General features: G+C 54.5%; 16 protein-coding genes and 1 pseudogene. 12 read left to right on the plus strand and 5 right to left on the minus strand.

Annotated elements, in window-relative coordinates; translation table 11 throughout:
* Nucleotides 1–215: 215 nt before the first annotated feature.
* From RIE53_02530 to tviB, 9 genes and pseudogenes are all read left to right on the plus strand, one after another.
* Nucleotides 216–1,259: pseudogene (locus RIE53_02530) on the plus strand (IS3 family transposase).
* 1,317 nt (nt 1,260–2,576) lie between these two features.
* Nucleotides 2,577–3,695 carry a glycosyltransferase gene (locus RIE53_02535; protein ID MEQ9103554.1) on the plus strand — a complete coding sequence of 373 codons (1,119 nt, stop codon included), beginning with the start codon at nt 2,577–2,579 and terminating at the stop codon, nt 3,693–3,695.
* On the plus strand, nt 3,685–4,536 hold the full coding sequence (locus RIE53_02540) for a methyltransferase domain-containing protein (protein ID MEQ9103555.1): 852 nt from the start codon (nt 3,685–3,687) through the stop codon (nt 4,534–4,536). Before RIE53_02535 ends, RIE53_02540 begins: the two co-directional genes overlap by 11 nt.
* Before the next feature lie 3 nt (nt 4,537–4,539).
* Nucleotides 4,540–6,489 (plus strand): asparagine synthase (glutamine-hydrolyzing), encoded by a 1,950-nt coding sequence (gene asnB / locus RIE53_02545; protein MEQ9103556.1) that lies wholly within the window; start codon nt 4,540–4,542, stop codon nt 6,487–6,489.
* 839 nt (nt 6,490–7,328) lie between these two features.
* Nucleotides 7,329–7,919 (plus strand): glycosyltransferase, encoded by a 591-nt coding sequence (locus tag RIE53_02550; protein ID MEQ9103557.1) that lies wholly within the window; start codon nt 7,329–7,331, stop codon nt 7,917–7,919.
* Nucleotides 7,920–8,063: 144 nt separating this feature from the next.
* On the plus strand, nt 8,064–8,690 hold the full coding sequence (locus tag RIE53_02555; GenBank protein MEQ9103558.1) for a sugar transferase: 627 nt from the start codon (nt 8,064–8,066) through the stop codon (nt 8,688–8,690).
* On the plus strand, nt 8,687–9,331 hold the full coding sequence (locus RIE53_02560; protein MEQ9103559.1) for an acetyltransferase: 645 nt from the start codon (nt 8,687–8,689) through the stop codon (nt 9,329–9,331). Before RIE53_02555 ends, RIE53_02560 begins: the two co-directional genes overlap by 4 nt.
* 32 nt (nt 9,332–9,363) lie before the next feature.
* Nucleotides 9,364–10,470 carry an aminotransferase class I/II-fold pyridoxal phosphate-dependent enzyme gene (locus tag RIE53_02565; protein ID MEQ9103560.1) on the plus strand — a complete coding sequence of 369 codons (1,107 nt, stop codon included), beginning with the start codon at nt 9,364–9,366 and terminating at the stop codon, nt 10,468–10,470.
* A gap of 15 nt (nt 10,471–10,485) precedes the next feature.
* Entirely contained in the window at nt 10,486–11,754 is a 1,269-nt protein-coding gene (tviB, locus tag RIE53_02570; protein MEQ9103561.1) for a Vi polysaccharide biosynthesis UDP-N-acetylglucosamine C-6 dehydrogenase TviB, read from the plus strand.
* Here tviB and RIE53_02575 read toward each other — a convergent pair.
* Nucleotides 11,743–12,714 (minus strand): SDR family oxidoreductase, encoded by a 972-nt coding sequence (locus tag RIE53_02575; GenBank protein MEQ9103562.1) that lies wholly within the window; start codon nt 12,712–12,714, stop codon nt 11,743–11,745. The two genes, tviB and RIE53_02575, sit on opposite strands and share 12 nt — an antisense overlap.
* A gap of 15 nt (nt 12,715–12,729) precedes the next feature.
* On the minus strand, nt 12,730–14,610 hold the full coding sequence (locus RIE53_02580; protein MEQ9103563.1) for a nucleoside-diphosphate sugar epimerase/dehydratase: 1,881 nt from the start codon (nt 14,608–14,610) through the stop codon (nt 12,730–12,732).
* A gap of 138 nt (nt 14,611–14,748) precedes the next feature.
* Here RIE53_02580 and RIE53_02585 point away from each other — a divergent pair, with 138 nt between their 5' ends.
* Nucleotides 14,749–15,366 carry a UDP binding domain-containing protein gene (locus RIE53_02585; protein ID MEQ9103564.1) on the plus strand — a complete coding sequence of 206 codons (618 nt, stop codon included), beginning with the start codon at nt 14,749–14,751 and terminating at the stop codon, nt 15,364–15,366.
* A gap of 18 nt (nt 15,367–15,384) precedes the next feature.
* Here the strand turns inward: RIE53_02585 and RIE53_02590 are convergent, their stop codons facing one another.
* Entirely contained in the window at nt 15,385–16,788 is a 1,404-nt protein-coding gene (locus RIE53_02590) for a hypothetical protein (GenBank protein ID MEQ9103565.1), read from the minus strand.
* A gap of 228 nt (nt 16,789–17,016) precedes the next feature.
* Nucleotides 17,017–17,190 carry a hypothetical protein gene (locus RIE53_02595; GenBank protein ID MEQ9103566.1) on the minus strand — a complete coding sequence of 58 codons (174 nt, stop codon included), beginning with the start codon at nt 17,188–17,190 and terminating at the stop codon, nt 17,017–17,019.
* 758 nt (nt 17,191–17,948) lie between these two features.
* Between RIE53_02595 and RIE53_02600 the strand changes: the two genes are divergently transcribed.
* Nucleotides 17,949–20,831 (plus strand): serine/threonine-protein kinase, encoded by a 2,883-nt coding sequence (locus tag RIE53_02600; GenBank protein ID MEQ9103567.1) that lies wholly within the window; start codon nt 17,949–17,951, stop codon nt 20,829–20,831.
* Here RIE53_02600 and RIE53_02605 read toward each other — a convergent pair.
* Nucleotides 20,800–21,153 carry a putative quinol monooxygenase gene (locus tag RIE53_02605; GenBank protein ID MEQ9103568.1) on the minus strand — a complete coding sequence of 118 codons (354 nt, stop codon included), beginning with the start codon at nt 21,151–21,153 and terminating at the stop codon, nt 20,800–20,802. The two genes, RIE53_02600 and RIE53_02605, sit on opposite strands and share 32 nt — an antisense overlap.
* Before the next feature lie 821 nt (nt 21,154–21,974).
* Between RIE53_02605 and RIE53_02610 the strand changes: the two genes are divergently transcribed.
* A complete protein-coding gene (locus RIE53_02610) occupies nt 21,975–22,682 on the plus strand; it encodes an SUMF1/EgtB/PvdO family nonheme iron enzyme (protein ID MEQ9103569.1) in 708 nt (235 codons plus the stop codon).
* Nucleotides 22,683–22,690 lie beyond the last annotated feature (8 nt).

A 22,690-nucleotide genomic window follows, 5' to 3' on the forward strand; every position in this document is an offset into this window, starting at 1 on the left:
AAGGCCATCAAAGTCAAGAGCCGAGGCTTCCGCAACAAGAAGCGGTTTGCAGATGCCATCTACTTCCATCTGGGAGGCCTTGACCTCTACCCTGCAGGGGCTCGATGAACGGCGCTACCCACACGAACAATCGTAGAGCCATTTTAAAGTGGAGAGTTCGGGCGATTACTACCACTTACAGAAACATGTGATCGCTACGAAAACATCGAAGTTCACTGAGGCGCAGATCGTCCCTACGCCAGGCTGAGACCGGAGCTAAGGTCGCTGAGGTCTGTCGCAAGCGGGGTATCAGCGAGGCTACCTTCTACAACTGTAAGAAGAAGTACGGGGGCCTCGGCATCACAGAGCTCCGTCGCTTGCCACAGCTAGAGGAGGAGAACCATCAGCTCAAGAAGTTGGTGGCGGACCTCTCGCTCGACAAGCAGGTGCTGCAGGACGTTATTAAAAATAGCTCTGCGGCCGGCTCAGCATCGATTCGTGGTAAATCACATGGTCGATGAGTACAGAGTCTCGGCCCGGCGGGCTTGCCAGGTCGCTGTGCTGGCAAGATCGATGTTCATGTGCGAACCGTTCCCGACAAAGACGTGGCGCTCCGGGCACGCATCCGTGAGATCGCTGACGCGAGGGTTCGCTACGGCTTCTGACGCGTGTACGTACTTGTTCGCCGGGAGGGCTGGATGGTCAATCAAAAGCGCGAATATCGCATCTACAAGGAGAATGGGCTCAATTTGCGTAGCAAGCAACCACGTAGAAGCCGCGCAGCTGCACACCGCCTGGATCGGGTAGAAGCTGTAAGACCAATCGAGTCATGGAGCATGGATTTTGTCAGTGATGCCCTGTTCGACGGCCGCAGATTCAGGGCCGTTACAATAGTTGAGAATTTTAGTCGGGAGTGCCTGGCCATTCATGCAGATCAGTCGCTGAAAGGTGGCGACGTCAGGGCCGTCGTTGAACGGGTCTGTGCTGGCTTCGGACAGGCACCGTATCGTATTCAAGTTGACAACGGTGGCGAGTTCATCAGCAATATCATCGCTCAACGGGCCTGCGACAACGGCGTAACGCTGGACTTTTCCAGACCGGGCAAGCCAACCGATAATCCGAACATTCAATCATTCAACGGTTCCTTCCGGGATGAGTGTTTGAACCTGCATTGGTTCCTGTCACTCGACGACGCCCGCGAGAAGATTGAGGCCTGGCGACTTGAGTATAACTCCTTCCGTCCGCACTCCTCTCTGGGCGATCTGACACCCGAGGAGTTCACCGCCTTCAGGGAAGCTTACAGGTTGATGGCAAATTTACAGTTAAGGTGCACAACAATGCCAATAATACAATCTAGCTTGCCGAGTATATCTACTCTGGTTATATTTTACGCGTGCACTTTCTTATTGCTGCTGAGTCCGTACACAGTTTATGGGAGACCAGATATTCTTGTTGCTGTAATATTATCTTTCTACGGCCTGTTCAAACTACGAGGCAACATACAGAAGATTATAGTTCGTGATTTTGTTGTTTTAAGCGTAGTACTATTAGTAACTCTCTACGGATCACTTATGTCTGTATTGTTTGTTGAGGTTCAGTTTCAACATGCAAGAGTCATTATTTCTTATATTATTTCGTATTCTGCTTTCATCGGTCTCTTAGTTTTTTCCGTGAGGAACGGTGTGACGAATAAACAGGCCGCCAATGCCGTGATCTACGCAGTTACTATCAATTCTATTATTATTCTGATTTCTTTTTTTTCTACTAATTTCAGAATATTTATTGAAAGCTTACTTGTGCAAATGGATTTGGATTATTCTGAAAGTTTTAAATTTCGAGGAATAGCCTCTGCTGGCGGTTCCGGTCTCTCAATACTGTATGCTATCGCATTCATAGTATTGTTAGAAAAAATACGTGACAAGAAAATAAATATCATGGTTGGGTATGTCTTGGCTGTTATGTATTTTGCTACGTCTCTTTTAATCGGTCGTACCGGTGTGATTCTGATCTTGCTGGTAACAGCATATTATTCTATTCCATCCTTGAGGCTTTTATTGCCCGTTTTATTAACTTCATTAATATTCTACTATTATTACGAAGAAATAGGTTTATATGTAAACGATGTGCTTGGCCCTAATATCTTCTGGTATACGATAGGATTTCTGTTTGAAGGTGGTGCAGGGATTGATACTGAAGGGACGCTATCAGCCGTTCAATCTCATTGGTTCATTCCTAAGGACTACCATTTGCTTATTGGTTACGGATTCTATGGTATCGGCGATTTTGAGCCGTGGACTGATTCTGGCTATATGAGAACATTGTTGTCAGTTGGGTTGCCTTTAGCCGTGTTTGTTTACCTTTTGATGGTTTTTATGATTTATCCCACTGTGAGGAAAAACCGGATGCTGCTCCTAATATTCTCAGTATTGTTGATATCAGAGATAAAGGAGCCATTCTTCTTTTCTGGTTTTGGTCTTAGGGCTTTTCTTCTTTTATATATATTTGAGAAATTTAGGAGTCACATTCGGGTACAACGTTAGAGCAAAGAATTTAGGCAATACAGTTAGTGTATGCCTAGAAAGTGATGCGTTGATGTCATGAAAGTATTGCATGTTATTGTAGGGCTCAGTTTAGGAGGGGCTGAATCAATGCTTTTTAGATTAATCTCATTTACACCCGAGCATGAGCATATTGTAGTTTCTCTTACGGACTCTGGTTATATCGGTTCAAAAATAAAAGGAGCGGGTCACGTAGTATTATGCCTACATCTTAGTTCTTTCAATTTTGTAAATGCCTTTTGGACACTTTACAAACTGATTAGAAAGAATCAGCCAGATGCTATTCAAACATGGATGTACCATTCTGATCTTATTGGTGGGGTATTGGGAAGATTGGCGGGGGTTAGAAAGATAATATGGAATATACGTAACACAGAGATCCCACAGAGTCGATTCTCCAGGACTTATGTGGTATTGAAAATATGTTCATTAGCATCGCGTTCGCTCCCACATGAAATAATATGCAATTCTAACGCGGGCCTTGAGAGTCATAGTGCATTGGGATACGAGCGCAAACGAATGTTAGTTATACCGAATGGGTACGACGCTTCCGTCTGGAATCCAGCGCTTTACGATCGGGCATCATTAAGAAGAAAGTACGGACTGCCCCAGGATGCGTTCATTATCGGAATGATCGGGCGTCATGATCGACTTAAGGGCTATGATGATTTCATTAAGGCAGCTGCTTTGTTAGCGGAGAAGCGTCTTGATTACACTCTTTTCTTTGGGGTTGGACGTGGAGTAAATCATGATAATCCTGAGTTTAATAAATTGATTTCTAAATACGGAAAGAATGCTGAGTTCAAGTTAATCGATGAGCAGAGCGATATCGCGGAGATTATGGCTACTCTTGATGTCTTTTGTTTGTCTTCAAAAGCTGAAGGTTTTCCCAATGTGGTTGCGGAGGCGATGCTAATGAAAATACCTTGTGTGGTCACTGACGTTGGTGACGCATCAGTAATCGTTGGCAACACTGGTATTATTGTTCCTCCTTGCAACCAACAAGCGCTTGCCGATGCATTCCTAGAGATGATTGAAATGTCCAGTCAGGAGCGGTTATCAAGAGGAGTATCTGCCCGGCAAAGAATCATTGAGCACTATGATATTCAGGATGTTGCTCAGAGGTATACTGCAATCTATTGTACGAATGAGTGTTAATATGAATAATAATATTGATGAAAAAACTGTGTCTGGATTTGGCGATGAGTGGGAGCGTTTCGATCAATCAGTGCTTCCCACTGACGAAAACCAACGGTTGTTTGTCAAATATTTCAGAGTCTTTCCCTGGGAATCGCTACCGGTTGGTGCGCAAGGCTTCGATATGGGTTGTGGCAGCGGTAGATGGGCTCGGATGGTCGCGCCTCGCGTCCGTCTCTTGCATTGCATTGATCCCAGCTCCGCGATAGACGTCGCGCGGCGCAATCTGTCAACATATGCCAACTGCCTGTTTTATCAGGCTGGTGTTGGTGATTTAGTGTTACCTGATAGCAGTATGGATTTTGGTTATTCGCTTGGTGTGCTGCATCATATTCCAAATACACAGAAAGGTATAGACGACTGCGTTCGAATGCTCAAGCCTGGCGCGCCACTTCTCTTATATCTCTACTACGCATTAGACAATCAATCGGGGTGGTATCGTATGCTTTGGAAAACTAGCGATATACTCCGTAGGTTAATTTGTCGTTTCCCGCACAAACCACGGTATGTTATTAGTCAGATAATAGCGAGTATTGTCTACCTACCTATAGCTAGATTCGCTGCGTTGTTGGAGCTATGCGGAATGAGTGCAAGAAAGGTTGAGAGATTACCCCTCGGATCTTATCGGAATTTAAGTTTCTACACCATGCGTACCGATGCATTGGATCGATTTGGAACCCATCTTGAGCAACGGTTTACGAAGAAGGAAATTAAGTTAATGATGGAGAATGCAGGTCTTGATTCCATCCACTTTTCCGACGAGTCGCCGTTTTGGTGCGCAGTTGGCTTTAAAGCGGAGTAAAATATGTGTGGTTTTACGGGGTATTTTACCGCCGGTAGGTCGATAGAGGAATTCGCAACCCATAGGCTTTTAAAGAGCATGGCTCAGACTATAGTACATAGAGGGCCGGACAGTGCTGGTTATTGGGCAGATACGTCGGCTGGGGTAGGGCTTGCTCATCGACGTCTGGCAATTGTTGATCTAAGTCCAGCTGGAGCTCAACCTATGTCTTCCGTCAGCGAGCGTTACGTATTAGCGTTTAATGGCGAAATATACAATCATATGCGTCTTCGTGGGCAACTGAATCGTGAAGGCAGGCTCACGGCGAACTGGCGCGGCCATTCCGACACCGAAACTTTACTGGCAGGTATCGACGCATGGGGCTTGGAAGCAACTTTGAAGCGCGCCATTGGGATGTTTGCACTGGCAGTGTGGGATCGCTCCGAACGTATGTTAACACTCGCACGCGACCGCTTGGGTGAAAAACCGCTTTACTACGGATGGCAGGGACAGGGTGGCGAGGCGGTATTTTTGTTCGGTTCAGAGTTGTCAGCATTGCGCCGACATCCTGCCTTTTCGGCAGAGATTAATCGTAATGCTCTGGCGCTTTACATGCGACATAATTACATCGGCGGCCAGTATTCTATTTTCTCAGGTATACACAAGTTGTTGCCTGGGCATCTGCTCACGCTGTCTTGTGATGCTCCAGAGCCTGTATTGCGTTCTTGGTGGTCTGGTGCAGCTACCGCCGAAAATGGCGTGGGTAAGCCTTTCCCCGGCTCGCCTAAAGATGCTGTGGATACACTTGAAGGTTTACTACGAGATGCAATAGCACAGCAGATGATAGCTGATGTACCGCTGGGCGCGTTCTTATCAGGGGGCGTTGACTCATCCACTGTGGTGGCATTGATGCAAACTCAGAGCAGTCAACCGATTAGCACTTATAGTATTGGCTTTCATGAAAAGAGCTACAATGAAGCACAACATGCTAAGGCGGTGGCGAAGCACCTTGGAACAAATCATACTGAGTATTATGTCACCTCTGAGCAGGCACAAACCGTTATCCCTAGATTGCCAACGTTATATTCAGAACCGTTTGCCGACTCCTCGCAAATCCCAACTTATCTTGTCAGCCAACTGGCCCGACAGCATGTTGCAGTGTCGCTTTCCGGAGATGCAGGGGATGAATTATTTTGCGGTTACAGACGCTACCAGATGACGGCTGCTTTGTGGGGTAAGATTTCGTATTTGCCTCTAACAATTCGCCAGTTGACTGCAGGCTTGATTACAGCCATTCCGCCTACAGCGTGGGACAAGCTGGGTGCCGTGTTATCGGTATCTCGACTGGGTGATAAGTTGCATAAGGGAGGAGCACTTCTTGATAAGCGCACGGTGACAGATTTGTATCTGGGCATGGTATCACACTGGGAGGACCCCGCAGCTGTAGTGCTTGGCTCAACAGAGCCAGCAACTATCTTGACAGGCGCGGCGCCAGCTCTTGAAGGCTTAGGTGATGTAGAGCGCATGATGGCGTTGGATATGTTAAGCTACCTACCTGACGATATTCTTGTTAAGGTGGATCGTGCCGCCATGGGCGTTAGCTTAGAGACCCGGATTCCCTTCCTTGATCATCGCGTGGTGGAATTTGCTTGGTCGTTGCCACTGAATTATAAGTTACGTAACGGGGTCTCTAAATGGCCGCTACGCCAAGTGTTATATCGCCATATACCGCGTGATTTGATTGAGCGGCCAAAAATGGGTTTTGGCGTTCCGATTGATGCATGGCTGCGCGGTCCGCTTAAGGACTGGGCCGAAGATTTATTGGACCAGACACGCTTGCGCCAAGAGGGTTTTTTCAATCCGATACTGATTCGCGCAAGATGGGCTGAACACCTGTCTGGGCAGCGTAATTGGCAGCACCATCTGTGGAACGTGCTAATGTTTCAAGCGTGGCTGGAAGTCCATAATGACTGAAGTGCGAATAATATTATTCGTGACTCTAATTATTTATATAATTACCGATGACACATGAAAAATAGGACCAGATTCAACTCTGAAGTACTTTAATCTACCGAGTTAGGAAAAGCGGCCAGTTACCTATAGGCTTTTGTCCTATTCTCCAACAAAATGAGTTGCTACAAGTACCTGACCTACGCAAAACGATGCGAGATAGTCGTGTTAAAGAAAAGCGGTTCTAGTCAGCAGCGCATCGCAGATGCCATTTTGAGTAATGAATGAAATGTCAAAAGCCAGGATCTAAAGACGGACAGAGATAATTGATGGCTACGGTTCTTCTCATAGCGTCCTTAGGATCCTCCCTACGCAATTTTCGCGGACAGTTGATAGAGGACTTTCGAGCGCGAGGGCATGATGTGCACACTGCGGCACCTTTTCAAGATGCAGATGCAACTACAAGAAAATGGCTTACGTCACGTGGAGTGCATTGTCACGATATCCCACTTGTGCGTGCTGGACTCAGCCCACACTCTGACATATGCACACTACTGGCACTATACAATCTTATTAGGAAAGTACGTCCAGATAGCTGTCTTTCCTACACTATCAAGCCGGTAATATGGGGTGGAGTTGCTGCATGGTTGGCGCGAATACCGCAAAGGGTTGCGCTCATTACGGGTCTAGGTTACGCCTTCATTGAAGCCCCACAGGGCAAACGAGCCCTCGTACGGTGGTTAGTGGGTCATTTGTATTCTATCGCGTTGAGACGGTCAACGTTGGTAATATTTCAGAACCCAGACGATTGTAACGACTTTCGTCGTTGGGGGCTTCTGCCATCTAGTGTTCCTGTTATAGTCGTGCATGGTTCGGGCGTAGATCTGAAGGTCTTCAGTCTAGTGCCCTTTCCTCAAAAACCTGTTCGCTTCCTGCTGGTCGCAAGATTGCTGGGTGACAAAGGAATCCGTGAGTATGCCGCATCGGCTGAGCGCCTGCATGTGAAGTGGCCAGAAGCCGAGTTTCATCTGGTTGGACCACTTGACACGAACCCTGACGGAATAAAAAGGGATGAAGTACAGGCGTGGCAGGATGCTGGGAATATAATCTGGCAGGGCGAATTGGAGGATGTTCGACCTGCCATTGCTGGCGCACACGTCTTTGTGCTGCCCAGTTACCGTGAGGGTATGCCACGTACTGTTCTTGAAGCGATGTCGATGGGTCGCCCCGTTATTACGACGGACGTACCAGGGTGTCGAGAGACGGTGGTAGAAGGCGTAAACGGCTTTCTCGTAGCGCGACAGGATATCGATGAGCTAGTAGGAGCCATGGAGCGTTTTCTTGTGGCACCAAATCTGACAATTAAAATGGGAGCAAATTCTCGTATGATCGCAGAGGACAAATATGACGTACACAAGGTAAACGCCCAGATGATTGCCGCGATGAATCTATGAGTACAATGGACACATTTTTGGTCTACTCACTTTGATGAACACCTCGAGCGAGGTACCCCCGCCTTGAAGGCCTATTCGGGATCTACGCCGAACCTCCTGCCGTTCTATCTCGAGCCCCATCGAACCAGTAAGTATGTTACCACCATGATTGCACGCACTACGACCTACCAACGTTGGGGTAAATCGATAATCGAGCGAACGCTTGCAGCGGCCGGTTTATTCATGCTCTCTCCGCTGATCGGTGCACTTGCGGCGCTCGTACGAATCCAGTTAGGTAGTCCGGTTTTTTATGTGCAGGAACGTCCGGGCCTACACGGCATTTCGTTTCACATCTACAAATTCCGTACAATGAAGGACTCACGAGGCCCAGATGGGAGCCTGCTGCCGGACGCCAAACGCATCTCTCCATTCGGCCACTTCCTTCGCAGTACGAGCCTTGACGAACTGCCCGAATTATGGAATGTACTACGAGGCGACATGAGCCTAGTAGGCCCACGCCCCCTTCTATTGGAGTACCTAAATCTTTACACTCCTGAGCAGTTGCGCCGTCATGACGTCAAGCCTGGAATTACTGGTTGGGCACAGGTGAACGGTCGAAATGCAATCTCCTGGGAGCGGAGATTCGAGCTTGACACTTGGTACGTTGACAACAGATCTTTCTTACTTGACCTGAAAATACTCTGGATGACTATTGTCAAGGTTTTGAAGCGGGACGGAATAAATGCAGAAGACCAGGCCACCATGCAACGGTTTACGGGTAGTAGCGAATGAAGCTATTTGGTGTATTCGGCGCTAGCGGTTGCGGTAGGGGAGTCATGCCCCTTGTCCGGAATGCTTTTGGAATTCAATCGAGTTGCCAATATGTATTTGTAGACGATGCAAAACTCCCTCCACTGATTAACGGACAGAAATGCATGAGCTTCGACGCATTTACCCATCTTCATGAACAACAAAAATCAGTCTGCATTGCGATTGCGGACGGTCGTGTAAGGGCACGCGTTGTGGCACGATGCGAGGAGGCCGGACTATCGTTTTTTAGTGTCCGCGCGGGAAACGTTGTGGTCATGGATGCAGTTGAGATTGGGGAGGGGACGATCTTGTCTCCATTTGTGACGCTGACGTCCAACATCCGAATTGGGAAACATTTTCATGCCAACTTGTACTCTTACGTTGAGCATGACTGCGTCATCGGCGACTTTGTCACATTCGCTCCAGGCGCGAAGTGTAACGGAAACATCATTGTCGAGGATTACGCATATATTGGCGCAGGGGCAGTAATAAAGCAAGGCAAGCCAGGCGCTCCATTGCGCATTGGTCGTGGTGCGGTTGTCGGCATGGGATCCGTGGTGACAAGAGATGTGGCAGACGGAGTTACCGTGGTTGGTAACCCAGCACGTCCCCTTCTAAAGTAAATAGAATGCGTATATATCTGTCCCGTCCCCACATGTCTGGTCACGAGAAAGCACGCGTCGCTGACGCATTTGCTTCCAACTTCGTCGCTCCGCTCGGTCCTCAGCTCAATGCCTTTGAGGAAAGGGTCTCGACGTATTTGGGCGGAAACTTACACTGTGTCGGGTTGTCGTCTGGTTCAGCTGCTCTACACCTCGCATTACGTGTCACCGGTGTAGCTGAAGGTGATGAGGTCTGGATATCATCCATGACATTTGCCGGCGGCATTTTCCCGGTACTTTATCAGCGGGCGATACCGCGTTTTTTTGATCTTGATCCGGCTACATGGGCGATAGACATAGATCTGTTGTCCAGAGAGTTGGAACGGGCAAGTCGTGACGGTCGGCTACCAAAGGCTGTCGTACCAACTGACCTGTACGGACAGAGCGTTGATCTCAGGTCATTGGAGTCAATGGCGCAACATTATGGCGTTCGATTAGTCGTGGACGCTGCAGAGAGTCTCGGTGCTTCCGGACCGGACGGACGAAAGGCTGGCACAGGAGGAGACACTTCCATCCTGTCGTTCAACGGCAATAAGATTATCACGACGTCTGGTGGCGGAATGCTCGTTACGCGCCATGAGGAGTGGGCGCAAGAGGCGCGGTTTCTTGCTACTCAAGCGCGCGATCCAGCACCACACTATGAGCACTCGACCTTCGGTTACAATTATCGATTGAGTAATATTTGCGCAGCCATCGGGTTGGGCCAGATGGAGGTGCTCGATGCTCGAGTGGACCGTCGGCGCCAGATATTCGGTAGGTACAAGATGGCACTTTCTCTACCTGGAATCGACTTCATGCCAGAACCAGATGGATATCGCTCGACGCGGTGGCTCACGGCACTTACAATCGATTCGGACGTTACCAGAGTTTCCCGTGAGCAAGTGCGTGAGAAACTGCTCGAATATGAGATAGAAGCTCGACCACTTTGGAAGCCGATGCATTTGCAGCCATTATTTGCTGGTTCCGTATATCACGGTTCCGGAGTTGATGAGAAGCTATTCGAGCAGGGGTTGTGTCTCCCGTCGGGCAGTGATATGACAGATGAGCAACAAGACGAGGTAATATCCATCGTTCTTGACTTACTTCACCGCAATACTTAATACGATAGTCTTTCTATGACAGATGTAAGCATTTGTGTTATTGGCCTCGGGTATGTTGGGCTTCCTCTCGCGGTTGAATTTGGTCGCAAGTATCCAACAGTAGGGTTCGATATTGATGCAAAACGTATTTCCGAATTGGAGTCGGGGGTCGATAGGACACTGGAAGTCTCGAAGGAGGAGTTGAGTGATTCAGAGAAACTTACTTACTCGTCGTCTCTAGAGGACATTCGGGGTTATACAGTATATGTTGTTACAGTCCCTACGCCCATAGATAGGCACAAACGTCCTGATCTTTCTCCGCTCGAAAGTGCAAGCCGGATGGTTGGTACGGTGCTTTCAAAGGGAGACACCGTGATTTACGAATCGACGGTCTATCCTGGGGCAACCGAAGAAGTGTGCGTGCCCTTGCTTGAAGAGCACTCTGGGCTTGTATTTAATGATGACTTCTTTGTGGGATACAGCCCGGAGCGAATAAACCCCGGTGACAAAACGCACAGACTTCTGAGTATCATGAAAGTGACGTCGGGGTCTACCCCCGAAACGGCGGAGTTTGTAGATGGTCTTTACTCATCAATCATTACCGCTGGTACCCACAAGGCGTCGAGTATCAAGGTGGCAGAGGCCGCTAAGGTGATTGAAAACACACAACGTGATGTGAATATCGGGCTTGTAAATGAGTTGGCCTTGATCTTCAACCGTCTTGGTATTGATACGAATGAGGTCTTGGAAGCTGCCGGTACGAAGTGGAACTTCCTGCCATTTCAGCCTGGACTGGTAGGCGGTCATTGTATTGGCGTGGACCCGTACTACCTGACTCACAAGGCTCAAGACGTAGGGTACTTGCCTGAATTGATTCTTGCCGGACGTCGAATTAACGACTCAATGGGAGCCCATGTCGTTACTGAACTTGTCAAGGCAATGGTCAGGTCTCGCATTCACGTGAGTGGTGCGCGGGTCTTAGTCATGGGGCTGACGTTCAAGGAAGACTGCCCGGACATCCGAAATACGCGGGTAGTCGATATTGTGTCGGAGCTGCGTGAGTATGGCGTAGATGTAGACGTGTATGATCCGTGGGTCAGCAAGGAAGCTGCGATGCACGAATGTAGCTTTGATCTCGTTGAGAGCCCCAAAACGGCTACCTATGACGGAGTGGTTGTGGCCGTGGCGCATACTGCGTTCAAGGAGATGGGGCTTAAGGCGATTAGGGCTTTCGGCCGAGAAAAACATATCCTATTCGACGTTAAGTCAATGTTCGATCGCTCTCTGACTGATTTACGACTCTGAGTTAGCCGATATGGACTGATCGAGATACCAAGCGTAGACTTTTTTGAGACCTTCCTCAAAGTGCGTAGGCGGTTTGTAGCCAAGCAGGTTTTCAATTTTGGAAATGTCTGCCTGGGAATGCTTTACGTCTCCTGGTCTTTCCGGCCCATAAAGTGGTTGAAGGTCATTGCCGGAGATCCGCTGTAGGGCATTGACCATTTCGTTCAACGAGATTCGATCATTGCAGGCGGTATTGTAGATCTGATTCAGCGCCGCAGTGCTGGTCGTGAACAGCGCAAGGTCATTTGCCAAAACGGCGTTGTCCACATACGTAAAGTCACGACTGGTGTGTCCATCTCCGTTGATAATCGGTTGGCGGCCGTCGATGAAAGCCTGACAGAAGATTGGAATAACCGCTGCGTACGGATTATCAGGACGCTGGTTGGGACCGAATATATTGAAGTATCGCAGGCCGACGTAGTCCAGCCCATATGTTCGCTGGAAAACGTCAGCAAACTGCTCAATGGAGACCTTGGTGACGGCATAGGGACTCAGTGGACTCCCAATCCGATCCTCCGTTTTAGGCAAGGTTGGGCTGTCTCCATATGTCGAGGAACTGCATGCCAGGACGACACGGTCCACCCCGTTCTCGACGGCAGCATGTAGCACATTCACCGTTCCAAGGATGTTGACCTCCGTGCTGCGCATCGGGTTTTCAATGCTGCGAGGCACGGAGCCAAGCGCAGCTTGATGACTTATCCGATTAATGCCCTCGGTGACTTGTAGACAGGCATCGTAATCACAGATGTCTGCTTCTACGAACTCGAAATCTGAACGCCCCAGGAAGGGTTCAATGTTCTCCCGGTAGCCGTTACTCAGGTCATCAATCACGCGAACCAACTCTACGCGATCGTCATTCAGGAAGTGGGCAACCAAGTTGCTGCCGATGAAGCCAGCGCCGCCGGTTATTAATAGTCTCACGAATAGAGATTGGTGTTACGCCAAGAGGGGAGTATCATGTACTGCAGGAGCATACTCGTCTACGGCTGCATGCATCAAAGAGACAATGCGGTTTGCATCGCTTTTTAATATGGCGTCCTCTAGCTCGGAAAGGATCCATTCAACAGATTCTTCGTCCTTGAAGTGTTCCTCTGCCCGCAGGATGAGCGGGTGCTCAGTGGTAGATGTATTCGAGCCTATGAGCAACTCTTCGTAGAGTTTCTCGCCGGGGCGTAGGCCGCTGAACGCAATTTCGATATCGCCCGTTGGGTGGTCGGCCTCGCGGACATCGAAGCCGCTGAGGCGGATCATGCGGCGCGCGAGGTCCACAATGCGGACGGGTTCGCCCATGTCCAGGACGAAGACATCGCCGCCGGACCCCATGGCGCCTGCCTGGATGACCAGCTGGGAGGCTTCGGGAATGGTCATGAAGTAGCGGGTGACGTCCGGATGCGTGACAGTGACGGGGCCTCCGGCCTGGATCTGCTCCTTGAAGAGTGGTACGACCGATCCAGACGACCCCAACACATTGCCGAAGCGCACCATGGTGAGCACCATGTCGGTGTTCTGGGCCATGCACTGAAGGACCATTTCGGCGAGTCGCTTTGACGCGCCCATGACGTTCGTGGGGCGGACGGCTTTATCAGTCGAAATGAGCACGAACGCCCCGACGCCCGCCGCCTGCGCGGCCCGCGCTGTGCGCCACGTCCCGAAGACGTTGTTGTAGACGCCCTGGGCGGGGTTGGCCTCCACGAGCGGTACGTGTTTGTAGGCCGCGGCGTGGTACACGGTCTCCACATTGTTCTGTCGCATGACGTGTTCCACATGCGATTCGTCGAGCACGCTGCCGAGAATGGGGATAAGCGTGAGTCCAGGGTGCGTCCGGCGCAGTTCGCGTTCTATTTCATAAAGGGCGAATTCGCTGCGCTCGAAGAGGACGATGCGAGTCGGCGACAGGGCCGCGATTTGCCGGCACAGCTCCGAGCCAATGGATCCGCCCGCGCCGGTGACGAGCACGCTCCTTCCGGCGATGTTGCGCGTGAGGAGGTCCGTATTCGGCTGAACCGGATTCCGGCCCAGAATATCGGTGATTTCAACGCGACGAAGGTCTGAAACCTGTACCCGACCCTGCGCGAGCTCTGCCAGGCCTGGAAGCGTGCGCACTTCCACCCGCAGCTTGTCCAGCGACGCCACGATTTCCCGGACGCGAGCTTTGGTCGCCGACGGCATGGCCATGAGCACTTCCGTCACGCCAATGGCGGGCACCAGCAGGGCCAGGTCCTCGGGCGCATGGACGCGGATGCCGCGCACCGAGTGCCGCTGCAATTCGCGGTCATCGTCTACGAACCCGGCGACATCAACCTCGCGGCTGTGGGCGAGGGCGGAGGCGAGTTGGACGCCGGCGGCGCCGGCGCCGTAGATGAGAACACGCTCACGTTTGCCGGCGCCGCGCCCATTGAACGTGGACATTTCTGAAGAAAAACACCACCGCGCCAGCACCCGTGTTCCGGATACACCCACGAACACCACAAAGGCGTTGATGAGCACCAGCGAGCGCGGAATGGACTCCGCGCCCGTCAGGTAAATACCCAGCCCCAGCACTGCAGACAGCACGGCCACAGATTTCAGGATGGCCCAACCCATATGGATGCTGACATACCGGAAAACAGCCCGGTACAACCCGAACCTTCCGAAGATGGGCACGGCCACAAGGGGCGCAAGCAGGATGAGGAGTACCTGGTCTCCAACAGGGACAGTAATATCCCCCAGACGCAGCCACAGCGACAGACACAACGCGGCCGTGACCGTGGCGACGTCAACCAACGCCACGACGGCCTGCTTCTGCAGTCGGGAAATACCTAGGAGCCGTTCGCGCATGGAGGGCCTTGTGGAAGATAGCTCAAATATACCGCAGCGGCCGAAAAGTTGGACGACTAGTAGTCCTGTCATTCGTGTTGTCGTACGGAAACCACAAGAACGAACCACATCCCAAAATGATCAATGCCCGCCTTCAGGATGCGAGCCACCTCCTCACCTTCGGTGACCGCACCGGCTACCAAGCCGTTTGGCTTTATGCCGTTTTTTCCGGGGCCGGGGCTCGGCGGTCATTGTATTCCCATCGATCCGTATTACCTCTCGTGGTTGGCTCGGCGGTATGATTTCGAGACGAGCTTCATAACGCTCTCGGCGCGCACCAACGAAGAAATGCCGTTTTATGTAGTGGATGCGGTGGTTCGTGCGGCAGCAGGTCAAGGCGTGAAACTGTCGAATGCCCGCGTATTGGTGCTGGGCGTGGCCTTCAAGAGGGACGTGGACGATACACGCCACTCACCAGCCGAAAAAGTCATGGGCTTGCTCGCGCACGGCGGATTCGAGCATGTGTCATTCGCCGATCCTCATGTGGAGTCGTTCTCGTTCGATACGCGGAAGGGCCGGGTCACGATGGAGGCGACGGCGCTGGACAGCTCGGCGGTGGAGCGGGCCGACGTGGTCGTTCTCCTCACGGACCACAGCGCGTTCCCCTATTCCATGATCGCCGACAAAGCCAAGATGATCGTCGACACCCGTAACGCCTTCGGCCGCATTCCCCACGACCGCGACAAAATCATGCTCCTCGGCGGCGGGGATTTCTGACCCGTCACCTGACAATCGTCAGCCCACCGCTGGCTGGGGGCCGGCGGGGAGCGCATCGTCCATCAATCGGGCAACGGGGCGGCCCAGCACGTCGTGGACATCCAGCGTGACGCGTATGGGCTGGTCCAGCGAGAAGGTGAAGGTGGTGGACTGGCTGAAGGGGTTCGGGTAGGCGGGGCCCAGGTGGAACCGCGCAGGCTGCTCGCGCTTCGTGGCAGTCGCGGTATTGGCTTTCCGCAGTCCCACGATGAAGCCTTGCTCGCTGTCCTCGGTGCCGCCCTCGGTCTGGACGTCCACGTAGGATTGGATGAAGAAGCTCCCGTCGGCGCTCAACTGGCCGCTGAAGGCGTCCGCGTACGTCCCGACGGGCACGATGACGGAGTAGAAACCCTCGTTGCTGACCGTGTAGGTGAAGGGGAGCATGATGCCCACGCTTCCCGGATCGTCCACATCAATCAGGAGGGTGAGCTCGCCCGAGCCGGATGCCTCCAGGTCATAGGATGCGAGGTAGTGTGATCCGCCGGTGGTGCTGCCCGTATCGTCGTAGAGCGCCACCAGATACTCGCCGTCTGCCGATGCGCTCGCGGCTCCACTCGGGGTGCCGATCATGATCTCCCCGCCGGACGAGGACTCGTAGGACACGAACGCCGCGGTTTCGCCGTTGGCGCTGACCGTGCCGGTGTATTCGATGGGATCGAGGGGGTTGAGGATGAGGGTAGCTCGGCCGTCGGCGTGGACTTCGTACGTGATGTCGAACTGGCTGCCAATGGTTTCCGGATACTCGGAACTGACCAGGACCGAGGCAGTGCCTCCGCCGTTTCCGTCGAACTCGATATCCAGGATGTGATTCCCGCCCTTGGTATCGAACGGCGATTCTTCGCGGGTTTCGAACTGGACGAACGTGTAGTGGCCGCTCAGCAGGCTGGCCGATGCACTGTTGTCCTGTGACGTCTTGACGCCGAATACCAGGCCGCGCTCGCCGTCCTGGACGTCGTCGTAGACCAGGAAGAACCGGTTTCCATCAGGATCGGTCTGGCCGGTGAACGTATCCGTTTCGCCGTCGGCCGTAATGGCGATGTCCGTCCGGCCATCCGCAGCAATCGTGTAGGTTAGGGGGAGTTGGGTGCCGTCACCGGGGGAGCCGTCGGCGCCGACCAGGAGTTCCAGTGTGCCGGATCCAGTGACGGTGCCTGAGCCGCCGCCCGAACTCGCGCCGTCGAACGTGAGGGCTGAGAGCCAGTTCTGGCCGTGATCGCCGGTGTTCTCAAAGGTGGTGGCCATGAAGGTGCCGCTGAGCGTGGCCGTGCTGGACTGGGCGTGGGCGGCGGGCAGGTGGGGCAGGAAGCCGGGCGTGATATTGGCCGGCGCCAGCGCAACTGCCATCAGACAGATCGCAAGCACCGACATGCGCGTATGGAGCATGGTCTCGGGCTGCGTTTTGTGGGAATTTGTCCGTGTATATCCTTTAAAAAGCGATCCTTGAACGAAAAAGTCAAATCTGGAGGGCGGCCCTTGTGGGTCGCCCTTTCTTGTTTGGAACAAGCGCGGACGTGGACTGTGATAACTGAGATAAGGACGAAATCGAAAAGCATAATGCGGCAGATTACAATTGATGTTGACGACTCGACCGAGAAGGCGTATTCGAAGGCGTCACCGGAGGAGCAAGATCGCATACGCCGGATTGTCCGCTATTCTGTCCGACTTCTTCAAAATGACGACGCGTTTGAAGAGGCGACTGACCGTCTTGAGCAGACCGTTGACGATATTGGCCGCAGGGCCGCGGCCCGTGGAGCAACCGAAGAAGACGTAAATCGACTGCTCCATGACGGATAGGCAGCGGTTCGTGTTCGATACGAACGTTCTGGTCAGCGCTGTCCTCGTGCCAAGCCGAATAGGCTCATCCTATTGAACCGCGACGACACCTATTCCTGGTGTTCGGGATTGGCCCCTCAGAAACAGGCTCACCCTATCGCTTCGATAGGGTGAGCCTGTTTTTTGCCCCACTTCGGGAAACCGCATCAAAACCCCAAAATCCATTCGATAGGCTGATCCTGGCCCGGATAGGCTGAGTCTGTCCGCCCGGGCTGTATGGAGACAGCCTGATTTCCAATCAGTGCCACGCCCGACGCCCATCAAAGGTTATGAATCCAGCTCGGACCCATTGCGACGGGCTATTGGTGCGTCGCACCTCGAAGGACCGATGAGGGCTTCAGCGTTTTCTGTCCAGGCTTGGCCGGCTGACACTTCCGCGATTGGACGGGCGCGGATTGGGGGATTGACGGGCCTCCATCTCCCATGGAAGGGCGCCCCCCACAATGAACGCTGGAGATGGCCGACCGGAAATCCCCGCAATCCGCGCCCAACCAGCCCGGACCTTCCCGACCAAACCAGAGCGCACTCGCGCATCCGGGACGCCCATTTTTTGTAGGTCTTGGATGGTACATTGCGGGATTCAGCACCCAGCGCATCGTATGGCATCCATGATCGGAACTTCGTTTTCCCACTATACGATTACGGCCGAGCTCGGGCGCGGGGGCATGGGGGTGGTGTATCGCGCCACCGATGTGAAGCTGGGGCGGTAGGTGGCGCTCAAGTTCCTGGCGGCGCATCTGACGCACGATGCCATGGCCAAGGAGCGCTTCGTACGGGAGGCGCGGGCGGCGGCGGTCCTGAGGCACGATGCGGTCTGCGCCATCCACGACGTGCAGGAAACGGACGATGGCCAGGTGTTCATTGTCATGCCGTATTACGAGGGGCGGACGCTGAAGGAGGTGCTGGCGGAGGGGCCGGTGCCCGAGGCGCGCGCGTTCGACATCGTGGCGCAGGTGGCGGCCGGGCTGCAAGCGGCCCACGAGAAGGGGATGGTCCACCGGGACATCAAGCCGGCCAACATCCTCTTGACCCCGGACGACCGCGTCAAGATCCTGGATTTCGGGCTGGCCAAGCGCGACGGGGACCTGGACCTGACGCAGTCCAGCAGCACGGTGGGCACCATGGCGTACATGAGCCCCGAGCAGGTGCAGAACCATGCGGTCGATGCCCGGAGCGACCTCTGGTCCCTGGGCGTGGTGTTTTTTGAGCTGTTGACGGGCGCGCGGCCATTCGGCGGCGCGTACGAGGCGGCGGTCGTTTACGGCATTGTGAACCAGGACGTCGCGCTCGATGGCGTGCCGCCGCGCGCCCGTGGCATGGTCCGGAAACTACTCGCCAAGGATCCCGAGAGCCGCTATCTCACGGCAAATGAGGTCATTGAGGCGTTGAGTGAGGCTCGCTCGACCACCGCACCGGCAGCGGCGCCCGCCCCGGCTCAGGGCTCCGGCGCCCGTTCGCCGGGCGCCCGCGTGCTCATGGGGGTGGCGGCGGCCGTGGCCATCGTCCTGACCCTCGGGTGGCTGGCCACGCGCGGAGGCGACGGCGCACCGGACACGCCGGCCGTCCTGGCGTCCAGCGGGTTTCCGACGGTCGCCGTGATGTACATCGAAAACAACACCGAACGGCAGCGCTTCGGGAATGTCATCCAGGACATGCTGGCACGCAACCTGGGGCAGGTGGACAGCCTGCAGGTCATCAGCAACCAGCGCATGAAGGACATCCTCCGACAGGAAATCGGGGAGGGGCAGGAGGCCATCGATGCCGCGACGGCGACGGCCGTTGCGAGACAGGCGGGCATCCAGACCATGATCATCGGGTCGGTGGTGCAGTTCGGCGCCCAGTATGTGTTCGAGGTGGAGTTGACGGATGTCGCGACGGGCGCCATCATCGATGCGGTCTCGGTCACGGCGGCCGATGAGTCCGAGGTCATGGCGGCGGTCAACGAGTTGACCATGGGGATCCTGCAGGGGTCGGGGAAGCTCGGCGGTCGGGAAGGCGGATTGGTCCGTATCCAGGACGTGTCCACGAACAACCTTACGGCCTACGAACTGTTCGAGGTGGCCGAGGATCACATGAACCACTGGCGTTTTGCCCAGGCGCAGCAAAGCTATGAGCAGGCCATTGAGCGGGATTCCACGTTCGTGGGGGCCTACATCGGTGCGGCCGCGGCATCGTCCGTGTTCGGTATTTCGCCCTTGGCCGACAATTCGGCCCGCATCGAGTTCCTGGAACGGGCGGCCCGGCATGTCCGGCATGCAACGCCCCTCGAGCGCGACCAATTAGCGTTTTTACGGAACATGTCCAATTCCGACTTGGCCGAGGCATCTGCGGAGGCCATGCGACTGGCCGACAAGTACCCGTCAGAGAAATCGCTTCAGTTTCAGGCGGCCCTTATTGCGGACGATTCCGCCAAGGTCCACTACTACGATCGGCTGTTCGATCTGGACCCGGGTTATGCCCTGGGCTACAACATGCAGGCCTACGACGCCGTGCGTCGGCTCGAGTTCGATGAGGCGGAATCCAGCGTACGCCGCTACCGCGCGCTGCAGCCCGACGTGCTGAATACAATGGATTCGGCGTGGGAGGTGCTCACGGGTTCAGGCCGCGCGGACAAGGCCGTGGCGCTTCTGTCCGATGCGCTGGCTGGCGGGGAAGATCCGGCCAATGTGTACTGGCGTCGCATGTACTCGTATGCCATTCAGGGCGACACGCTTCAGGCATGGGCCGATTGGCAGCGCTACGTCGATGTCCTGGAGACCAAGGAGCCCCTGGCTTCCTACCGCGCCTCCCATCTGGCGCTGCTCTTCGGCCAGTGGGAACGCGCACGCGTACTCTCGGCGGCCTACCTCCGGGAGACCCGCCGTTCCTCTGACGACGCCGCTCTTCTGCGCGCATTACGCAACCATGCAGCCATCCTTCATGCCGTAGGGCGTCATGGGGAGGCCGAGGCCCTGCTTGACGAAAGCGTGGATATTTCGCGGACGGCACGGTTCTGGGGTGCGTTCAACCCGGTGCCTGTCGTCCGGGCATTTGACAACGTACTGGGATACGCGTTATCCGGCGATACCACGGCAGCCCGCCGCTGGCTTGCGACCCTTCAGGAAGCGGCCTCGGCGCCGGAAGCAGATGGACGGCAGCGGGTTATGGTCGAAGTCGCCACGCTTGCCGTGTCCTTGAACGACCTGTCCGTTCTGCGAGAGTCAATGGACGGCCCCATGAGACGATTGACAAACATGTTTCCAACATTGGCAGACGCCCAATCGCGGCTTCATGCGCTCGACGGGCGTGTCGAGCTGGCCCGCCGGTCCGCCGTGCTGGTTTCGCACAACGTGGCCAGTCGGGCCTTCGACCTGAGCCCCTACAGCACGTTTTTCATCTACAGTCCGCTGGCCACGTATCGCCTGGGCCTCGCCCTTGAGGAGCGCGGCGATCGCGCCGACACGCCGTCCGCCCGGAACGCTGCGCTGGACGCAGCCGAGGCCGCCTACCGCGCGGCCCTTGCGCAATGGACCTCCACCGGCGCCACCTTCCGGTATGTGGCGGACGCGCGGGAGCGCCTGCTCAACGTCGAAACCCGCCGAAATGCCCCATGAAGATGGCACCCAGGGGCGTGAGGGCGCCGCGGATGGCATCGTTGGCGGGGCCGTAGACGGCGAAGGAGAGCGGAGTGACGCAGGCCATGAACCGCTCCGCGAAGTGGGCTCCGAAATTCCCGAGATGCACGAGCGCCGCAGCGTTGTCGACGTATCGTTCCTGGATATGGACTTCCGATGCATCGTCCATGACGTACCAGTCGTACGTGAGGCATCCATCCTCCTTCGTCGTGGCCGGGACCATTTCATTCATGAGCGCGCGGAAAGCATCCATTTGGCCGTCCTTGACGGCGAGCTTCAGATTCCAGGAGATGTGGTTCATGGGGGGAGGGGTTTGGTGGGGTGGCGGTGGGCGGAGTGCGCCTGGCGCGCGACGCTCGGCGAAACCCAATGTGGGTAAAAACCTCCGCGTATCAAAATCGCGGGGTCCCGCGGGCGTGTAGGCGCCCCCATCCGAAGGTCACGCGTATTGCTCGCCATCGATTCTCGGCAGGCCTTTTGGTTTGAAAGGATGGGGAAGGAACGAACGCAAAATCCGATCCCCTCCTTAGCATTCAGCCTGACGTCGTGGTACTTGCACTCATCTTTCTGCTGGCGCTCCAAGCGGTCCCGATGAACAGTGCTGTTCTGGTTGAAAGCTTGGGAAATGACCAGTTTCGTGCACGGGTGGAGCAAGGAAATACGACTCCTGTCCGTGATCAGTGGGGGTACGTGACCAGGCCGGCGCTCGATGGAGACATGGACCTGATTACTCGTGCTGTTGTCCTTTCCGTGAACGAGGCCGACATCAGAGTCAAGACGATTAGGGATGGAATGCCAGCGCGCGCCGGGGACATTCTGGTTTTCAATGCAGGTGTCGTGGTATTCGACCCCAGTCCGGCATCGGCTCGACTGGAGCTGTCGGGCCCGGCATCGCGAACCGTAACGGGCCGATCCCAATTCATTGTGCCAGCGGGCCCATACACAGTTCGAGTAACAGCCCCCGGGTATCTGGCGCATTCCGGGCGTCTGACTATCGACGCAAACCGGATTCACAATTTACCGTCATCCCTGCAGCGGAGAACGTGGACTCCTGCCCTGCGGTGCTCCGACGGCAACTGCTCCATTTCGCTTCGGGGTGGGCAGCGGCTTCCCCTGGTAACCATGCCTGACGGGTCATTTGTACCGGGTGATTGGCGGAACACAGGTGCAACTAATACACGACCGGCCAGGCGCGTGCAATTGAAGGGTTTCAGGATAGGCGCCACTGAAGTCACGGTCGGGCAATTCAGACGGTTCGTGGAGGAGACCGGTCACGTGACAGCCGTGGAGGTCCAGGGTTTTGGATTCACCAAATCGGCAGATGGCAAGACGGTGCGTCGCGAAGGAATATCCTGGAAGGAGCCGGGTTTTCCACAAAGCGATGACCATCCTGTTGTCCTCGTTACGAAGAACGATGCCATGCAATTCGCCGACTGGATAGGCGCACGCTTGCCCACAGTGGCAGAATGGGAGTATGCGGCCCGCAATGGAGGCGGGCAAGTCATCTACCCCTGGGGAGACCAATTGGCATCCAATACCGCCAACTTTGCGGACCGTACGTCCGGATTTGCGAATGCTGCATCCAACTTGACAGACGGTCAACAATACACGGCCGCCGTGCGAACGTATCCGGGCTCGAGTGCAGGACTGTTCGATATGGCCGGCAATGTGTCCGAGTGGTGTCTCAACCCGGGGACAGGCGGAAAGGGCTTGATCCGGGGAGGCAGTTGGGCGGAGGAAACCCGGTTCATGCGCACAACCACCAGCAATGAGGTCGCCAATGAAAATGTGGCCACGACTTGGATCGGATTCCGGGTGGTAATGGAATGAGCAAATCA

The sequence above is a fragment of the Rhodothermales bacterium genome (assembly GCA_040221055.1).
Classification (GTDB): Bacteria; Bacteroidota; Rhodothermia; order Rhodothermales; family UBA10348; genus 1-14-0-65-60-17.

Coding starts and splice junctions, on each gene's coding strand:
- RIE53_02535 (MEQ9103554.1), top strand. CDS start 2,577: ATGAAAGTATTGCATGTTATTGTAGGGCTCAGTTTAGGAGGGGCTGAA.
- RIE53_02540 (MEQ9103555.1), top strand. CDS start 3,685: ATGAGTGTTAATATGAATAATAATATTGATGAAAAAACTGTGTCTGGA.
- asnB (MEQ9103556.1), top strand. CDS start 4,540: ATGTGTGGTTTTACGGGGTATTTTACCGCCGGTAGGTCGATAGAGGAA.
- RIE53_02555 (MEQ9103558.1), top strand. CDS start 8,064: ATGATTGCACGCACTACGACCTACCAACGTTGGGGTAAATCGATAATC.
- RIE53_02560 (MEQ9103559.1), top strand. CDS start 8,687: ATGAAGCTATTTGGTGTATTCGGCGCTAGCGGTTGCGGTAGGGGAGTC.
- RIE53_02565 (MEQ9103560.1), top strand. CDS start 9,364: ATGTCTGGTCACGAGAAAGCACGCGTCGCTGACGCATTTGCTTCCAAC.
- tviB (MEQ9103561.1), top strand. CDS start 10,486: ATGACAGATGTAAGCATTTGTGTTATTGGCCTCGGGTATGTTGGGCTT.
- RIE53_02580 (MEQ9103563.1), bottom strand. CDS start 14,610: ATGCGCGAACGGCTCCTAGGTATTTCCCGACTGCAGAAGCAGGCCGTC.
- RIE53_02585 (MEQ9103564.1), top strand. CDS start 14,749: ATGCGAGCCACCTCCTCACCTTCGGTGACCGCACCGGCTACCAAGCCG.
- RIE53_02590 (MEQ9103565.1), bottom strand. CDS start 16,788: ATGCTCCATACGCGCATGTCGGTGCTTGCGATCTGTCTGATGGCAGTT.
- RIE53_02595 (MEQ9103566.1), bottom strand. CDS start 17,190: ATGGAGCAGTCGATTTACGTCTTCTTCGGTTGCTCCACGGGCCGCGGC.
- RIE53_02605 (MEQ9103568.1), bottom strand. CDS start 21,153: ATGAACCACATCTCCTGGAATCTGAAGCTCGCCGTCAAGGACGGCCAA.
- RIE53_02610 (MEQ9103569.1), top strand. CDS start 21,975: ATGCCTGACGGGTCATTTGTACCGGGTGATTGGCGGAACACAGGTGCA.